Raw genomic sequence first — 14,819 nt, forward strand, 5'->3', positions numbered from 1 at the left:
CCTGACAGAGCGTCAGATTACCGCTAACCTGACGATCCGTCAGTAAGCCGTAGCGCTTCGGGGAGGCCTGCCGTGAGTGACCGGGGCACCATCGCGCGACTGGTGCGCTCGTCGGCCGAGCGGTACGCGGACGCCGAGGCGGTGGTCGAGGGCCGCACGAGGATCACGTACGCCGAACTCGGCACCCGCGTCGAACGGGCGGCCGCCGCCTGCCTGGCCTGCGGGGTCGAGGTGGGTGACCGGGTCGCCGTGTGGGCACCCAACACCCTGGACTGGATCGTCGCGGCACTCGGCGCCGTCTCGGCGGGCGCGGTCCTCGTCCCGCTCAACACCCGCTTCAAGGGCGCGGAGGCGGCGGACGTGCTGCGCCGCAGCGGGGCCCGGCTGCTGTTCGTGACGGGCACGTTCCTCGGCACGTCGTACGTGGCGTCCCTGCGCCGGGCGGCGGGGCAGGGGGCGCCGGCCGGCAAGGGCCCACTGCCGGGGCTGCCGGCGCTGGAGCAGGTGGTGGTCCTGTCGGACGACGCGCCACCGGACTTCCGCACCTGGAAGGACTTCCTGGCGGCGGGCGAGGAGCGGTCGGCGGCCGAAGTCAGCGCCCGCGGCGACCGGTTGACCGGCTCGTCCCTGTCGGACATCGTGTTCACGTCCGGTACGACGGGCCGCCCCAAGGGTGTGATGACCACGCACGGGCAGACCCTGCGGGCGTACGGGATCTGGGCGGACCTGGCGGGTCTGCGCACGACGGACCGCTACCTCATCGTCAACCCCTTCTTCCACACGTTCGGCTACAAGGCCGGGGTGATCGCCTGCCTGATGCGCGGGGCGACGATGGTGCCGCAGCCGGTGTTCGACGTGGCGACGGCGCTGGCGAACACGGCGGCCGAACGCATATCGGTCCTGCCCGGCCCCCCGACCCTCCACCAGGCCCTCCTGGACCACCCGGCCCGCGACGCCCACGACCTGTCGGCGCTGCGGCTGGTGGTGACCGGCGCGGCCGTGGTCCCCCTGCGCCTGGTGGAACGACTGCGCGGGGAACTCGGCGTCGGCACGGTCCTCACGGCCTACGGCCTCTCCGAGGCGAGCGGCATCGTCACGATGTGCCGGCGCGGTGACGACCCGTCGGTGATCGCCGCCACCTCCGGCCGGCCGATCCCGGGCACGCGGGTGCGCGTGGCCGACCCGGAGACGGGTGCGCCGGTCCCGGCCGGGAGCCCCGGGGAGGTGCTGGTGCGCGGCTTCAACGTGATGCGCGGCTACTACGCCGACCCGGCGGCCACGGCACGGACGGTGACACCGGACGGCTGGCTGCGCACGGGCGACGTGGGCGTCCTGGACGCGTCCGGCAACCTGCGCATCACGGACCGCATCAAGGACATGTTCGTCGTCGGCGGCTTCAACGCCTACCCGGCGGAGATAGAGCGACTCCTCGGCGGCCACCCCGACGTGGCGGACGTGGCGGTCGTCGGCGTGCCCGACGCCCGCCTGGGCGAGGTCGGCAAGGCCTTCGTCGTCCGCCGGCCGGGCTCCGTCCTGACCGCCGACGACCTGATCGCCTGGTCCCGCCGCGAGATGGCGAACTACAAGGTGCCCAGAACCGTGGAGTTCGTCGGGTCACTGCCCCGCAACGCGAGCGGCAAGGTGCTGAAGGAAGGCCTGCGCGGGAAGGGCGGGGACTGACCGCCTCGACGAGAAGCGGCCGGCACGCGCCCCACGCCCCGCAACGCCACGGCGACCCCGCCCCCCCAGGGCGAGGTCGCACCCCCGAACACACCCGGGCCGCGGCGACTCCCCTCCGCGCCGCCGCGGCCGGTCCCCCCGTCGGGAAGGTGGCCCTACTTCCGGCCGTCGAGGTCGAGGGCCGGCGGGGCCGGGGTGTGCTGGTCCATCGTGGTGACCGGCTCGTCCAGGGCGGGCGGGGCCGGGGTGTGCTGGTCCATCGTGGTGACCGGCTCGTCCAGGGCGGGCGGAGCGGGCGTGTGCTGGTCCAACGTGGTGATCTTCTCGTCGTTGCTCATGGCTGGTACTCCAAGAGATATGTGACGCACGGGCAGGAGAGCCCGTTCGGCGACTCCCCCGAAGGTCGCCGAACGGGCGTTCCAGGAGGCCTCAGAGTAGCCGTGAGGCCCGGCGGATCCGTCTGCCCCCCGACAGCGGCGGATCGACTCGTCGAGAGTGGCAGGCGGCCATAAACGTTCGATGAACGACGTCGCGTCAGGCGCTCACGCCGCTGCCAGGGGGGAGAGCAGGGAGCGCACTTCGTCGGCCTCGGGGGAGCCCGCCTGCTCGTACAGCGCGAGGGCCTCCTGCCAGCAGGCGCGGGCCCGGTCGGACTGGCCGAGCGCCTCCAGGGCCCGGCCCAGCATGGTGAGGGCGTTGGCCCGCATCCAGTCGCCGCCGATGCAGCCGATGGCCAGGGCCTGTTCGGCGTGCTGGGCCGCCAGAGCGGACTGCTGGGAGACCAGGTGCACCTGCGCGATGCGGAAGTGGGTGGTTCCCTCCCACAGGCGCTGCCGGCTGTCGGTGAAGATGCGCAGCGCCTCGGTCAGCTGCACCAGGGCCTCGGGCAGGGACCCCGCCTGGGTCTGCACGATGCCCAGGGCGTAGTGGGCGTTGGCCAGGCGGACCGACATGCCGAGTTCGTCGTAGATGTCGACGCCCCGCTGCGCGAGCTCCACGGCCTCCTCGCTGCGGCCCATGGAGGCCAGCGCACGGGAGAGATTGCACACGGCACTGGCCTCGCCCGGCTTGTTGCCGTCGGTCCGGAACGCCTCGATGGCCCGCTGCAGATAGACCACCGCGTCGGGGTAGCGCCCGGTGCAGTTCGCGATGATTCCCAGCTGGTTGGGGGCCGTACTGCTCGTCCAGGGGTCCCTGGCGGCCTCGTTCAGCACGTCGGCGTGCTCGGCCTCCAGCCGGGCCTCGTCGAACCGTCCGGACTGGCTGAGGACTTGCGCCAGGGTGATCCTCGACCTGGTCTCGGCGCGCGCGTCACGCAGCCGGGCCGCCGCGTCCCGCGCGGCGACGGCCGTCGTCTTGTACCGGCGGGCACTGGCCCCGGACTCCGCCAGGTCTATGGTGGCCAGCAGAAGGTCGACGGCCCGTCGCAGGGTGGGTGCGTCGAGCGACTGCTGGACGCAGGCGAGCAGGGGCTCGGCCTCGGTGTGCAGCCAGTCCAGGGCCGCCGAGGCACCGGCGAAGGCGATGCCCGGGACCTCGGCACGTTCGAGATGGGCGACCGTCCGGTCCCCCGGCCGTTCCATCGCGTACACGCCCGTCGCCGTCGCCAGATAGAAGTCCAGCAGCCGCGACATCGCCGCCCCCCGCTCGCTGGGCGGCTGTTCGTCGCGGTCCGCGCAGGCTCGGGCGTAGAGGCGTACCAGGTCGTGGAAGCGGTAGCGGCCCGGGGCCGCCGACTCCAGCAGCGACGTGTCCACCAGGGACTCCAGCAGGTCCTCCGTCTGCTCCGCCGGGAGGTCCAGCACCGCGGCCGCGGCGGCCAGCGAGATGTCCGGGCCGTCCGCCAGGCCCAGCAGCCGGAACGCCCGGGCCTGGGCCGGCTCCAGCTGGCCGTAGCCCAGCTCGAAGGTGGCCTTCACCGCCAGGTCGCCGGCCTGCAGCTCGTCCAGCCTGCGGCGCTCGTCCGCGAGCTTGGCGGCGAGGACCGACACCGTCCAGGTGCGCCGGGCCGCGAGGCGGGACGCCGCGATCCGGATCGCCAGCGGCAGGAAGCCGCACGCGGCCACCACGTCCAGCGCGGCCTCGCGCTCGGCCGCCACCCGTTCCTCGCCCACGATCTTCGTGAACAGTGCCAGCGCCTCGTCGGGGGACATGACGTCCAGGTCGACCAGGTGCGCACCGGCGAGGTCCAGCATCCGGACCCGCGACGTGACCAGGGCCGCGCAGCCCTCCGTGCCGGGCAGCAGCGGCCGTACCTGCGCCGCGTCCTTGGCGTTGTCCAGCAGGACCAGGACCCGGCGGCCGTCCAGGACCGAGCGGTAGAGCGCGGCCCGCTCCTCCAGCGAGTCCGGGATCGCCGAGTCCGCCGTGCCGAGCGCGCGCAGGAACGAGCCCAGCACCGCCTCCGGCTCGGCCGGGCGGGGGCCCGCGCCCTGCAGGTCCACGTACAGCTGGCCGTCGGGGAAGGCCGGGCGTGCCCGGTGGGCCACGTGGACCGCCAGGGTCGTCTTGCCGACGCCGCCGATACCGGCCAGCGCCGAGACCGCCATCACCCGGCCCTCCGCCTCGGACGCACAGGACAGCACCTCGCTCAGCTCCGTCACGCAGGTGGAGCGGCCGGTGAAGTCCGGGACCGTGGCGGGCAGCTGGGCCGGGCGGACGGGGGCCGACGCCGGCTCAGCCACCGGAGCCGAGGGCTCCGCCAGGGCCGGGTCCGCCCGGAGGATGCGCTGCTGGAGCTCCCGGAGCCCGGGCCGCGGATCGACCCCCAGCTCCTCGGCCAGCAGGCGGCGCGTGTCGGCGTACACCGCCAGCGCCTCCGCCTGCCGGCCGCTCCGGTACAGCGCCAGCATCAGCAGCTCCCGCAGCCGCTCCCGCAGCGGATGCGCGGCCGTCAGCGCCGTCAGCTCCGAGACCGCGTCCGCGTGGCAGCCCTGCTCCAGGTCCATGTCCAGGCGGGCCTCCAGCAGGCCCAGGCGCCACTCCTCCAGCCTGGCCCGCTGGGCCTCCGCGTACGGGCCGGGCACGCCCGCCAGGGGTTCGCCGTCCCACAGGGCCAGGGCCTCGTTCAGCAGCGACCGGGCCCGGCCCGGATCCCCGGCCCCGCGCGCCTTCTCGGCGTCCGCCGCACGTTCCTGGGCCACCGCCAGGTCCAGGGCGCCCTCGCCGAGGCCGCGTACCGCGTAGCCGCCGGACTCGCTGACCAGGACGCCGGGGTCCAGGACCTTGCGCAGCCGGGAGGCGTAGGTGCGCAGCGCCGCCAGCGCCTGGGACGGCGGCTCGGTGCCCCACAGGGCGTCGATCAGCTCCGCCGCCGTGGCCGTACGGCCCTCCCGGAGCAGCAGGGCGGCCAGCAGGGCGCGCTGCTGGGGGGAGCCGGTGGCCAGCGGGTCCTCGCCGCGCCAGGCCCGCACCGGACCGAGCACGCTGAAGCGCAGAGCCTCCGTCCCCGCGACGGCGCCGGTCCCGGCCATGGCCACGGAGCCGGCACGCCGCTGCTCGGGTACTCGCGGCCCAGCGTCCATGCGTTCGTCCCCCTCGGTGTCACGAACAACCCCGTCAGTTTGCCTTGTTCCGGGCGGTTGCGTCAGCCGTGGGAGACGCCGATCACAGGGCGGCGGCTCCCGGCGCACAAGGTCCTCACACGGTCTCCGCATCCAGCGGCGCCGAAACAGTAGCTGACGATCCGTCAGATCGGCGCTACGGTGAGCGGCATGGAGACCACACAGTTCCCGCTGATCATCTCCGTCGACGACCACACCGTGGAGCCCGCCACCGTCTGGCAGGACCGCCTGCCGAAGAGGTACCGGGACGCAGGGCCCCGGATCGTGCGCGCGCCGCTCAAGGAGATGACCTTCCTGGGCGGGCGCTTCAGGCCCGTCATGGGCGAACCCGGCACGGACGGCCCGCTGGGCGACTGGTGGGTCTACGAGGACCTGCGCCGCCCGCTCACCCGCCTCGACACCGCCGTCGGCTACGACCGCGACGAGATCCGCCTCGAAGTCATCACCTACGAGCAGATGCGGGCCGGCTCGTACGACGTGGCCGCCCGGCTCGCCGACATGGACGTCAACCACGTCCAGTCCGCCCTCTGCTTCCCGACCTTCCCCCGCTTCTGCGGCCAGACCTTCACCGAGGCCCGGGACCGGGAGCTGGCCCTGCTGTGCGTGCGCGCCTACAACGACTGGACGGTGGAGGAGTGGTGCGGGCCCGAGGCACGCGGGCGGCTGATACCGCTCACCCTCGTCCCGCTGTGGGACGCCGGGCTGGCGGCCGCGGAGGTGCGGCGCAACGCCGCGCGGGGGGTGCGGGCGGTCGCCTTCTCGGAGATACCCCCGCACCTCGGGCTGCCCTCGGTGCACACCGACGACTGGGACCCGTTCCTCGCGGCCTGCGACGAGACCGGCACGGTCGTGGCCATGCACATCGGCTCCAGCAGCCGGATGCCCTCGACCTCGGCCGACGCCCCGCCCGCCGTCGGCTCCACCATCACCTTCGCCAACTGCTGCTTCTCGATGGTCGACTGGCTGATGAGCGGCAAGTTCGAGCGCTTCCCGAACCTGAGGATCATGTACGCGGAAGGGCAGATCGGGTGGATCCCGTACATCCTCGAGCGCGCGGACGTGGTGTGGGAGGAGAACCGCGGCTGGGGCGGCGTCGCCGACAAGGTCCGCCGGCCGCCCTCCGAGCTGTTCGCCGGGCACGTCCACGGCTGTTTCTTCGACGACGCCTTCGGGCTGCGCAACCTCGGCTCCATCGGCGTCGGAAACGTCCTGTACGAGACGGACTACCCGCACTCCGACTCCACCTGGCCCAAGTCCCGCGAGGTCGGCGAGGCGCAGATGGGGCACCTGGCGGCGGACGTGGTCGAGCGGATCGTACGGGGGAACGCCATAGAGCTGCTGGGGCTGACGCCGGACGGGCTGTGGAAGGGGTCCGCGTGACGCTCGCCTACGGCATCCAGCTGCCCGTGCAGGCCCAGAGCACCCTCTTCGCCGAGGGCTGGGAGGTCACGGCGGGCCCCGCCGACCTGGTCGCGGTCGCCCGGGCCGCGGAACGGGCCGGGTTCGACTACCTGGCCTGCTGCGACCACGTGGGCGTGCCCCGCCGGCTGGCCCCGACGATGAGCACCGTCTGGTACGACCCGGTGGCCACCCTCGCCCATCTGGCGGCCGTGACCGAGCGCATCCGGCTGCTCAGCCACGTGGCCGTCGTGGGCCTGCGGCACCCGCTGCTCAGCGCCAAGCAGTACGCCACCCTCGATCACCTCTCCGGCGGGCGGCTGATCCTCGGCGTGGGCGCCGGGCACGTGCGCGAGGAGTTCGAGGCCCTCCAGGTGGACTTCGAGCGGCGCGGAGCCGTGCTGGACGAGACCATCGACGCGTTGCGGGCCGCCCTCGGCCCCGAGGAGTTCCCCGAACACCACGGCACCTTCCACGACTTCGCCGGCCTGGGCCAGCGGCCCCGGCCCGCGCAGGCCCGGGTGCCCGTCTGGATCGGCGGCTCCTCACCCGCGGCCGTGCGCCGGGCCGCCCTGAAGGGCGACGGCTGGCTGCCGCAGGGGGATCCGCGGGACCGGCTGCCCGGCCAGATCGCGCGACTGCGGCGGCTGCGCGCGGAGCACGGCGTCGAGGGGCCCCTCACGATCGGCGCCCTCACCGAGCCGCTGTACATCGGCCACGCCGGCTGGCACGTCGGGCGGCGCACCCTCACCGGGACGCCCGAGGAGATCGCCGAGTCGCTGCGGGCCTACAGCGCGATGGGCGTGCACCAGGTCCAGGTGCGGTTCCGCAGCCGGAGCCGGAGCGAACTCGTCGACCAGATCACCGCGTTCGGGGCGGAGGTAGCGCCCCGGCTGACCTGAGGAGCGGACATGGGCAAGCTGGACGGGCGGGTCGTCGTCATCACCGGGGCGGCCCGCGGACAGGGCGAGCAGGAGGCGCGGCTCTTCCGCGAGGAGGGCGCGCGGGTCGTCGTGGCGGACGTGCTCGACGAGCAGGGCCGGGCGCTCGCCGAGGAGATAGGCGCCCACTACGTCCACCTCGACGTCCGTGCGGAGGACGGCTGGCGGGCGGCCGTCGAGGCCGTCAAGCAGGCGTACGGGCGCATCGACGGGCTGGTCAACAACGCCGGCATCCTGCGGTTCAACTCCCTCGTGGACACCCCGCTGGCGGAGTTCATGGAGGTGGTGCAGGTCAACCAGGTCGGCTGCTTCCTGGGGATGAAGACGGTGGCGCCGGAGCTGACCGACGGCGGCACGATCGTCAACACCGCCTCCTACACGGCTCTGACGGGCATGGCGGCCGTCGGCGCGTACACGGCCACGAAGCACGCGGTGCTCGGGCTGACGCGGGTGGCCGCGCTGGAACTGGCGGCCCGCGGGATCCGGGTCAACGCCATCTGCCCCGGCGCCGTCGACACCGCGATGTCCAACCCGGCCCGGCTGGACCCGGACGCGGACCCGGAGGAGACGAGCCGGGCGCTGGACGAGCTGTACCGCAGACTCGTGCCGCTCGGGCGGGTCGGGCGGCCGGCCGAGGTGGCACGGCTCGCCCTCTTCCTCACCTCGGACGACTCCTCGTACATCACCGGTCAGCCGTTCGTCATCGACGGCGGCTGGCTCGCGGGGGTCAGCGTGATCTGAACAGCCGATCTGACTGCCCATCAGCTATTGACGGTCGTGGCACGCGGTGCGACAGTCGGCCGACAGGCAGACCTGACGGATCGTCAGATGAACTGGGACGGTGACCCGCCTTGGAATTCGGGCTCTTTGTACAGGGATACGTGGGCAAGCGCGCCGAGACCGACCCGCTGGCCGAGCACAAGGCGCTGATGGAGGAGACCGAGTACGTCATCCAGGCGGACCGGTCCGGCTTCAAGTACGCCTGGGCCTCCGAGCACCACTTCCTGGAGGAGTACTCGCACCTCTCCGCCAACGACGTCTTCCTCGGCTACCTCGCCCACGCCACCGAGCGCATCCACCTGGGCTCCGGGATCTTCAACCCGCTCGCCCAGGTCAACCACCCCGTGAAGGTCGCCGAGAAGGTCGCCATGCTCGACCACCTCAGCGAGGGCCGCTTCGAGTTCGGCAGCGGACGGGGGGCCGGCAGCCACGAGATCCTCGGCTTCCTGCCCGGCATCACCGACATGAACCACACGAAGGAGATCTGGGAGGAGACCATCGCCGAGTTCCCCAAGATGTGGCTCCAGGACGAGTACGCCGGCTTCCAGGGCAAGCACTGGCAGCTGCCGCCGCGCAAGATCCTGCCGAAGCCGTACGGGAAGTCGCACCCGGCGATGTGGTACGCCGCCGGATCCCCGCCCTCGTACGCCATGGCGGCGAGGAAGGGGCTCGGTGTGCTCGGCTTCAGCATCCAGAAGGTCTCCGACATGGAGTGGGTGCTGGAGCAGTACAAGACGGCGGTCGTGGACGCGGAACCCGTCGGGGACTTCGTCAACGACAACGTGATGGTGACGACCACGGCCATCTGCGCACCGACGCACGCGCAGGCGATCGAGATCGCGGTCGGCGGCGGACTGCACTACCTGCCCTCGCTGGTCTTCCGGTACCACGACACGTTCCCCCGCCCCGAGGGCTTCCCGGTGTGGCCGGAGACGCTGCCCGAGTACACGCCGGAGTTCGTCGAGCTGCTGATCGAGGAGGAGTTGCTGATCTGCGGCGATCCGGACGAGGTGCTGCGCCAGTGCAAGCGGTGGGAGCAGGCGGGGGCGGACCAGCTGAGCTTCGGGCTGCCGGTGGGGGTGCCGAAGGAGGAGACGTTGCAGACGATCCGGTTGATCGGGGAGCACGTGATCCCCAAGATCGACACCGATCCCGTGCACCGGACCAGCCGGTTCCGGGCCGCCTGGTAACCGCCGTCGCGGGGTGCGGGTCGTCCGCGGCCGGTCGCGCGGTCCCCCGCGCCCCCTTCGCCGTACCGGAGCCGAAAGGGGAGCCCCATGCTCGATCACCTCATCAAGGGCGTCACCGTCGTGGACGGTACCGGTGCGCCCGCCCGCACCGCCGACGTCGGCATCCGCGGCGGCCGTATCGCCGCCGTCGGCACGGTCGGTGAACCGGCCCGCACCACCGAGGACGCCGCCGGGCTCGTGCTCACCCCGGGGTTCGTCGACCCCCACACCCACTACGACGCCCAGCTCTTCTGGGATCCGTACGCGACCCCCTCCCTCCATCACGGGGTGACCACCGTCGCCGCCGGGAACTGCGGGTTCACCCTCGCGCCGCTGCACCCCGACCGCCCCGAGGACGCCGACTACACCCGGCGGATGATGTCCAAGGTGGAGGGGATGTCCCTGGTCGCGCTGGAGGAGGGGGCGCCCTGGGACTGGCGCGGCTTCGGGGAGTACCTGGACGCCCTCGAAGGACGGATCGCCGTCAACGCGGGCTTCATGGTGGGGCATTGCGCCCTGCGCCGGTACGTGATGGGCCCGGACGCGGTCGGCGGGCAGCCGGACCCCGAGCAGCTCCGGCGGATGCTCGGCCTGTTCCACGAGGCCATGGACGCCGGCGCCTGGGGGCTGTCCACCACCCAGTCCTCCTCCCACTCCGACGGGGACGGGCAGCCGGTCGCCTCCCGGCACGCCCGGCCCGAGGAGCTGCTGGCGCTGTCGCGGGCCGTCGGCGAGCACGAGGGCACCCAGATCGAGGCGATCGTCGCCGGCTGCCTGGACCAGTTCAGCGATGCCGAGATCGAGCTGCTCGTGGAGATGAGCGCGGTCGCCGGCCGGCCCCTGAACTGGAACGTCCTCACCATCGACGCGGCCGTCCCGGAGCGCGTGCCCCGGCAGCTGACCGCGAGCGAGCGCGCCCGGAAGGCGGGCGGCCGCGTCGTGGCCCTCACCATGCCGATCCTCACCCCGATGAACATGTCCCTGGGCACCTTCTGCGCCCTGAACCTCATACCCGGCTGGGGGCCGGTCCTCGGGCTGCCCGTGCCCGAGCGGATGGCCAGGCTCCGCGACCCGGACGTCCGGGCGGAGATGGAGCGGCGGGCCCGTTCGAAGGAGGCGGGCGTCTTCCGGCGGCTGTCGGACTTCGGCCGCTACGTCGTCGGCGACACCTACAGCGAGGCCAACCAGGCACTGACCGGGCGCATGGTGCGGGACATCGCCGCCGAACGCGGGCAGGACCCGTTCGGCTGCCTGGTGGAGATCTGCCTCAACGACGGACTGCGGACCGTGCTGTGGCCGATGCCGAGCGACAACGACCCCGCTTCCTGGGCGCTGCGCGCCGAGACCTGGCAGCACGAGGACGTCCTGCTCGGCGGCTCGGACGCGGGCGCCCATCTGGACCGGATGTGCGGGGCGCCGTACACCACCCGGTTCCTCGGGGACTGCCTGCGCGGGCGGAGGCTGGTCGGTCTGGAGCAGGCGGTGCGGATGCTGACCGACGACCCGGCGCGGCTGTTCGGCTTGCGGGAGCGCGGCCGGATCCAGGAGGGCTGGCACGCGGACCTCGTCCTCCTCGACCCCGAGCGGATCGACGCGGGCCCGGCCCGGCTGGTGCACGACCTGCCCGGCGGCAGCCCCCGGCTGGACTCCCGGGCGCTCGGGGTGCGGGCCGTGTGGGTCAACGGCACCGAGACGATCCGGGACGACACGGTGACCGGTGCCGTACCGGGGAAGGTGCTGCGCTCCGGGCGCGACACGCGGACGGTTGGCACCCGGTGAGCGAGGGGCAGCGGTTGTTCGTCGGCGGGGAATGGACCGAACCGGCCGGCGGCCACTACCCGGTGACCGACCCGGCCACCGAAGGGCTGGTCGGCTGGGCGCCGGAGGCCTCGCCGGCGCAGGCGCGGGCGGCCTGCGCGGCCGCCCGGGAGGCGTTCGGCCCCTGGTCGCGGACCCGGCCGGAGGAGCGGGCGGCGGTACTGGGCCGCGCGGCCGAGATCATTCGCGGTTCCCTGGAGCCGTACGCCGACCTCGCCCGGGCCGAGACCGGGGCGACGGCCGGGACGGCCCGCGCGATGCAGGTCGGCGTGGCCGCGGCCCGCTTCCGCCGGTACGCCACCGTCGAGCCCGCAGAGTGGGCGCTCCTCCCGCAGATCGACGAGGCAGGCCCGATGGGCCGCGCGGGAGTGCTGGGCGCACTGGCGGTACGGCAGCCCGTCGGCGTCGTCACCTGCATCACCTCCTACAACAATCCGTGGGCCAACCCGGCCGGCAAGGTCGCCCCCGCCCTGGCGATGGGCAACACCGTGGTGGTCAAGCCCGCCCCGCAGGACCCCCTGTCCGTCTACCGGATGGCCGAGGCGCTGGAGGCGGCCGGGGTGCCGCCGGGCGTGGTGAACGTCGTCTCGGGCCGGGACACGGCGCTCGGCGAGGCGGTGGTGGCCTGCGACGACGTCGACATGGTCAGCTTCACCGGCTCCACGGCCGTCGGCCGGCGCATCGCCGAGGTCTGCGGGCGGGACATGCGACGCCAGCTGATGGAGCTGGGGGGCAAGGGGGCGGCCGTGGTCTTCGACGACGCCGACCTCGGCTCGGCCGTCGCGGGCATCGGCACCACCTTCTCCTTCTACAGCGGGCAGATCTGCACCGCGCCGACCCGGGTGCTGGCCCAGCGCGGGGTGTACGACCGGCTGGTGGAGCGGCTGGGCGCGTACGCCGGCCGGCTGAAGGTGGGCGATCCGCGGGAACCGGACACCGTCGTCGGGCCGCTGATCTCGGCCGAGCACCGGGCACGCGTGGAGTCGTACGTCGAACTCGGCTGCAAGGAAGGCGCCGTACTGGTGACAGGCGGTGAACGCCCCCCGCTCGAGCGGGGTTTCTACGTGGCCCCCGCCCTCCTCGCGGACTGCACCAACGACATGCGGGTGGCGCGGGAGGAGATCTTCGGGCCCGTGGTGACGGTGATCCCCTTCGACGACGAGGAGGAAGGGGTGGCCCTCGCCAACGACTCCGACTACGGCCTCATCGACTACGTCTGGTCCGGCGACCTGGCCAGGGCCTTCCGCGTGGGGCGCCGGCTGCGGGCGGGCGGGGTCGGCATCAACACCGTCGGCCGCAACATGGAGGCCCCCTTCGGCGGGTTCAAGAAGAGCGGGGTCGGCCGTGACGTGGGCGTGTACGCCCTGTACGCCTACAGCGAGCTGCAGTCCCTCGTGTGGCCGGGCTGAGCGGGCGGCGCTGAGCGGGCGGGGCCGAGCGGGAGGGGTGCGGGGCCGAGCGGGAGGGGTGCGGGGCTGAGGCTTCCCGGCTGACGGGGCTGACGGGGCTGACGGGGCTGACGGGGCTGACGGGGCTGACGGGGCTGACCGGGCTGACGGGGCTGACCGGGCTGACCGGGCTGACCGGGCTGAGCCTGCCCGGTTGACGGGGCTGAGCCTGCCCGGCGGGTGGGGCTGAGCGGGTGGGGCCGTGATGCCGGCGGCCGGCGATCCGGACCGGTCGCCGAGATCATCGCCCCGCGCCGGAGCACCCGCCAGGCGCCGGGCCACGCGCTGGACGCGGGGCGGCCCGGCAGCTCAAGTGGTGCCGAGGAAGACGGGGTTGGTGAACGCGGCCATCGCGCCCGGCATCGGGCCCACGGCCGTCTCGTGCCGCAACTCGGCGCGGACGTAGGCCGCGTGGGCAGACGACGTGCGCCACTCCACCGCGCCCGCACCCGACACCGGCAGCGGACCGCCGGTGAACAGCACGCCCTGGTCGGTGACGAGGCGGACCGAGCAGCGCGGGGCGCCCGCGGCCTCCACCCGGACCGTCACCGGCGTGCCGGCCGGCACCCTCAGCCGCTCGCCGATGCCCGCCCGGCCGCCCCCGTCGGCCGTCACGGTGAGGGCCAGGGAGACGGCCCTGGACTCGGCCACGTACGACCGGCCCGCCCGCAGGCCCGCCAGGATCGCCTCCCGGGTCAGATCGTCGGCCAGGACGACCGTCTGGGGACGGCCGACCACGTCCGGATCGCGATGGGCGTCGCTGTCGCCCATCGCCGGGAGCCACGCCCTGTCCTCGCGCACCGAGGCGACCAGCAGGGAGTCCCAGGCGGCCAGGGCCACCTCGTCGTCGGGCGTCCACGGCCCGTTCCACACCTCGACCGCGTCCGCCTCGGCGAACCCGAACTTCCAGGCGCAGCCGACGCAGTCGGCGTGCGGATGGGCCGGCACCACCAGGCCGCCGGCGCGGCGGATCTCCCGGGCGGCACGCGCCCAGCGGCGGTCCCGGGCCCGGTAGCGCCAGTCGACGAAGGTGCCCGGATCGGTGCCGAGCGCCAGCACGTGGCCGTTCCTGGTGGTGACCTCCTCGCCGAGCAGCACCAGCAGGTCGTCGCCCGCCGCGTCGGCCCAGTGGGCGTGCGACGCAATGGTGTTGTGGTCGGAGCTGTTGATGAAGTCGAGCCCGGCCGAGCGGGCCAGCACCGCGATCTCCGCCGGGGTCCGGCGGCCGTCGGAGTGCCAGGAGTGCAGATGGCAGTCGCCCCGGTACCAGGCCCGCCCCCGCCCTGCCGCACGCTCGGGCGGGTACACCGGCGCCGAGGTCGTGCCGGGCTCCCCCTCGGTGAGCGTGACCGTCACCTCGTACGACAGGCCCTGCGGCGCGACCGTGTAGGGGCCGAGCGCGATGTGCCAGGTGCCGGGGGTGAGCGGACCGGGCAGGTAGCCGGGCGTCGCCTCGTCCGCCCGGACGAAGAACTCGGTGCGGGCACCCCCCGACCAGCCGCGAAAACCCCGGCCGCCCCCTTCGGTGCCACGCTCGTCGAAGAGTCCGATGTCGAGCGCGTTGCCGGGGGTGCCGGGCGGGACGGAGGGCCTGTCGTACGTGTACGAGACCCGCAACTCGGCCGTCGCGGGCGGTACGTCGAAGGGAAGGTAGACGTAGTCGGGTGCCCCTGGTGCGAGAGTGCCGCGCATGGTCGCCACCCGTTCAACGTAGACCGGCTCGGACTCGCGGGGAACCGCCCGTCCGGCCACACCGGGCGGGGTTGCGGGGAACCGCCCCTCCGGCCACACCGGGCGGGGTTGCGGGGGACCGGTCGGCCGGTCGCACCGGGCGGGGTTGCGGGGGACCGGTCGGCCGGTCGCACCGGGCGGGGTGGCGGGGGACCGGCCGTCCGGGTCGCACCGGGCGGAGTCGCGGGGAACCGCCCGTCCGGCCACACCGGGCGCGATCGCGGGGAACCG

General features: G+C 73.7%; 10 protein-coding genes. 7 read left to right on the plus strand and 3 right to left on the minus strand.

The window, feature by feature from the left end; genetic code table 11:
• Positions 1-72 precede the first annotated feature (72 nt).
• Positions 73-1,680 (plus strand): FadD3 family acyl-CoA ligase, encoded by a 1,608-nt coding sequence (locus ABVB68_RS01380; protein WP_353598944.1) that lies wholly within the window; start codon positions 73-75, stop codon positions 1,678-1,680.
• Between the two features lie 155 nt (positions 1,681-1,835).
• On the opposite strand, the gene afsS is transcribed toward ABVB68_RS01380, so the two are convergent.
• Positions 1,836-2,018: a regulatory protein AfsS gene (gene afsS / locus ABVB68_RS01385; RefSeq protein WP_353598945.1), complete on the minus strand. Its 183-nt coding sequence runs from the start codon at positions 2,016-2,018 to the stop codon at positions 1,836-1,838.
• A 204-nt stretch (positions 2,019-2,222) separates the two neighbouring features.
• Positions 2,223-5,204: an SARP-family global regulator AfsR gene (gene afsR, locus ABVB68_RS01390; RefSeq protein WP_353598946.1), complete on the minus strand. Its 2,982-nt coding sequence runs from the start codon at positions 5,202-5,204 to the stop codon at positions 2,223-2,225.
• Positions 5,205-5,393: 189 nt separating this feature from the next.
• Between afsR and ABVB68_RS01395 the strand changes: the two genes are divergently transcribed.
• The 6 genes from ABVB68_RS01395 to ABVB68_RS01420 all read left to right on the plus strand — a co-directional run bounded on the left by ABVB68_RS01395 (position 5,394) and on the right by ABVB68_RS01420 (position 12,818).
• The gene (locus ABVB68_RS01395) at positions 5,394-6,623 is read left to right on the plus strand and encodes an amidohydrolase family protein (protein WP_353598947.1); all 1,230 of its coding nucleotides are present in this window, start codon (positions 5,394-5,396) and stop codon (positions 6,621-6,623) included.
• Entirely contained in the window at positions 6,620-7,543 is a 924-nt protein-coding gene (locus ABVB68_RS01400) for an LLM class F420-dependent oxidoreductase (protein WP_353598948.1), read from the plus strand. Before ABVB68_RS01395 ends, ABVB68_RS01400 begins: the two co-directional genes overlap by 4 nt.
• A gap of 9 nt (positions 7,544-7,552) precedes the next feature.
• A complete protein-coding gene (locus ABVB68_RS01405; RefSeq protein ID WP_353598949.1) occupies positions 7,553-8,323 on the plus strand; it encodes an SDR family NAD(P)-dependent oxidoreductase in 771 nt (256 codons plus the stop codon).
• A 110-nt stretch (positions 8,324-8,433) separates the two neighbouring features.
• The gene (locus ABVB68_RS01410; protein WP_353598950.1) at positions 8,434-9,552 is read left to right on the plus strand and encodes an LLM class flavin-dependent oxidoreductase; all 1,119 of its coding nucleotides are present in this window, start codon (positions 8,434-8,436) and stop codon (positions 9,550-9,552) included.
• Between the two features lie 87 nt (positions 9,553-9,639).
• Entirely contained in the window at positions 9,640-11,370 is a 1,731-nt protein-coding gene (locus ABVB68_RS01415) for an N-acyl-D-amino-acid deacylase family protein (RefSeq protein WP_353598951.1), read from the plus strand.
• Positions 11,367-12,818, plus strand: a complete 1,452-nt coding sequence (locus tag ABVB68_RS01420; protein WP_353598952.1) for an aldehyde dehydrogenase family protein — start codon at positions 11,367-11,369, stop codon at positions 12,816-12,818. The genes ABVB68_RS01415 and ABVB68_RS01420 overlap by 4 nt, the downstream gene beginning before the upstream one ends.
• Before the next feature lie 348 nt (positions 12,819-13,166).
• On the opposite strand, the gene ABVB68_RS01425 is transcribed toward ABVB68_RS01420, so the two are convergent.
• The gene (locus tag ABVB68_RS01425; protein WP_353599144.1) at positions 13,167-14,549 is read right to left on the minus strand and encodes a CehA/McbA family metallohydrolase; all 1,383 of its coding nucleotides are present in this window, start codon (positions 14,547-14,549) and stop codon (positions 13,167-13,169) included.
• Between the last annotated feature and the right edge of the window lie 270 nt (positions 14,550-14,819).

This window comes from Streptomyces sp. NPDC096012 (assembly GCF_040426375.1).
In the GTDB taxonomy this organism is placed as follows: Bacteria; Actinomycetota; Actinomycetes; order Streptomycetales; family Streptomycetaceae; genus Streptomyces.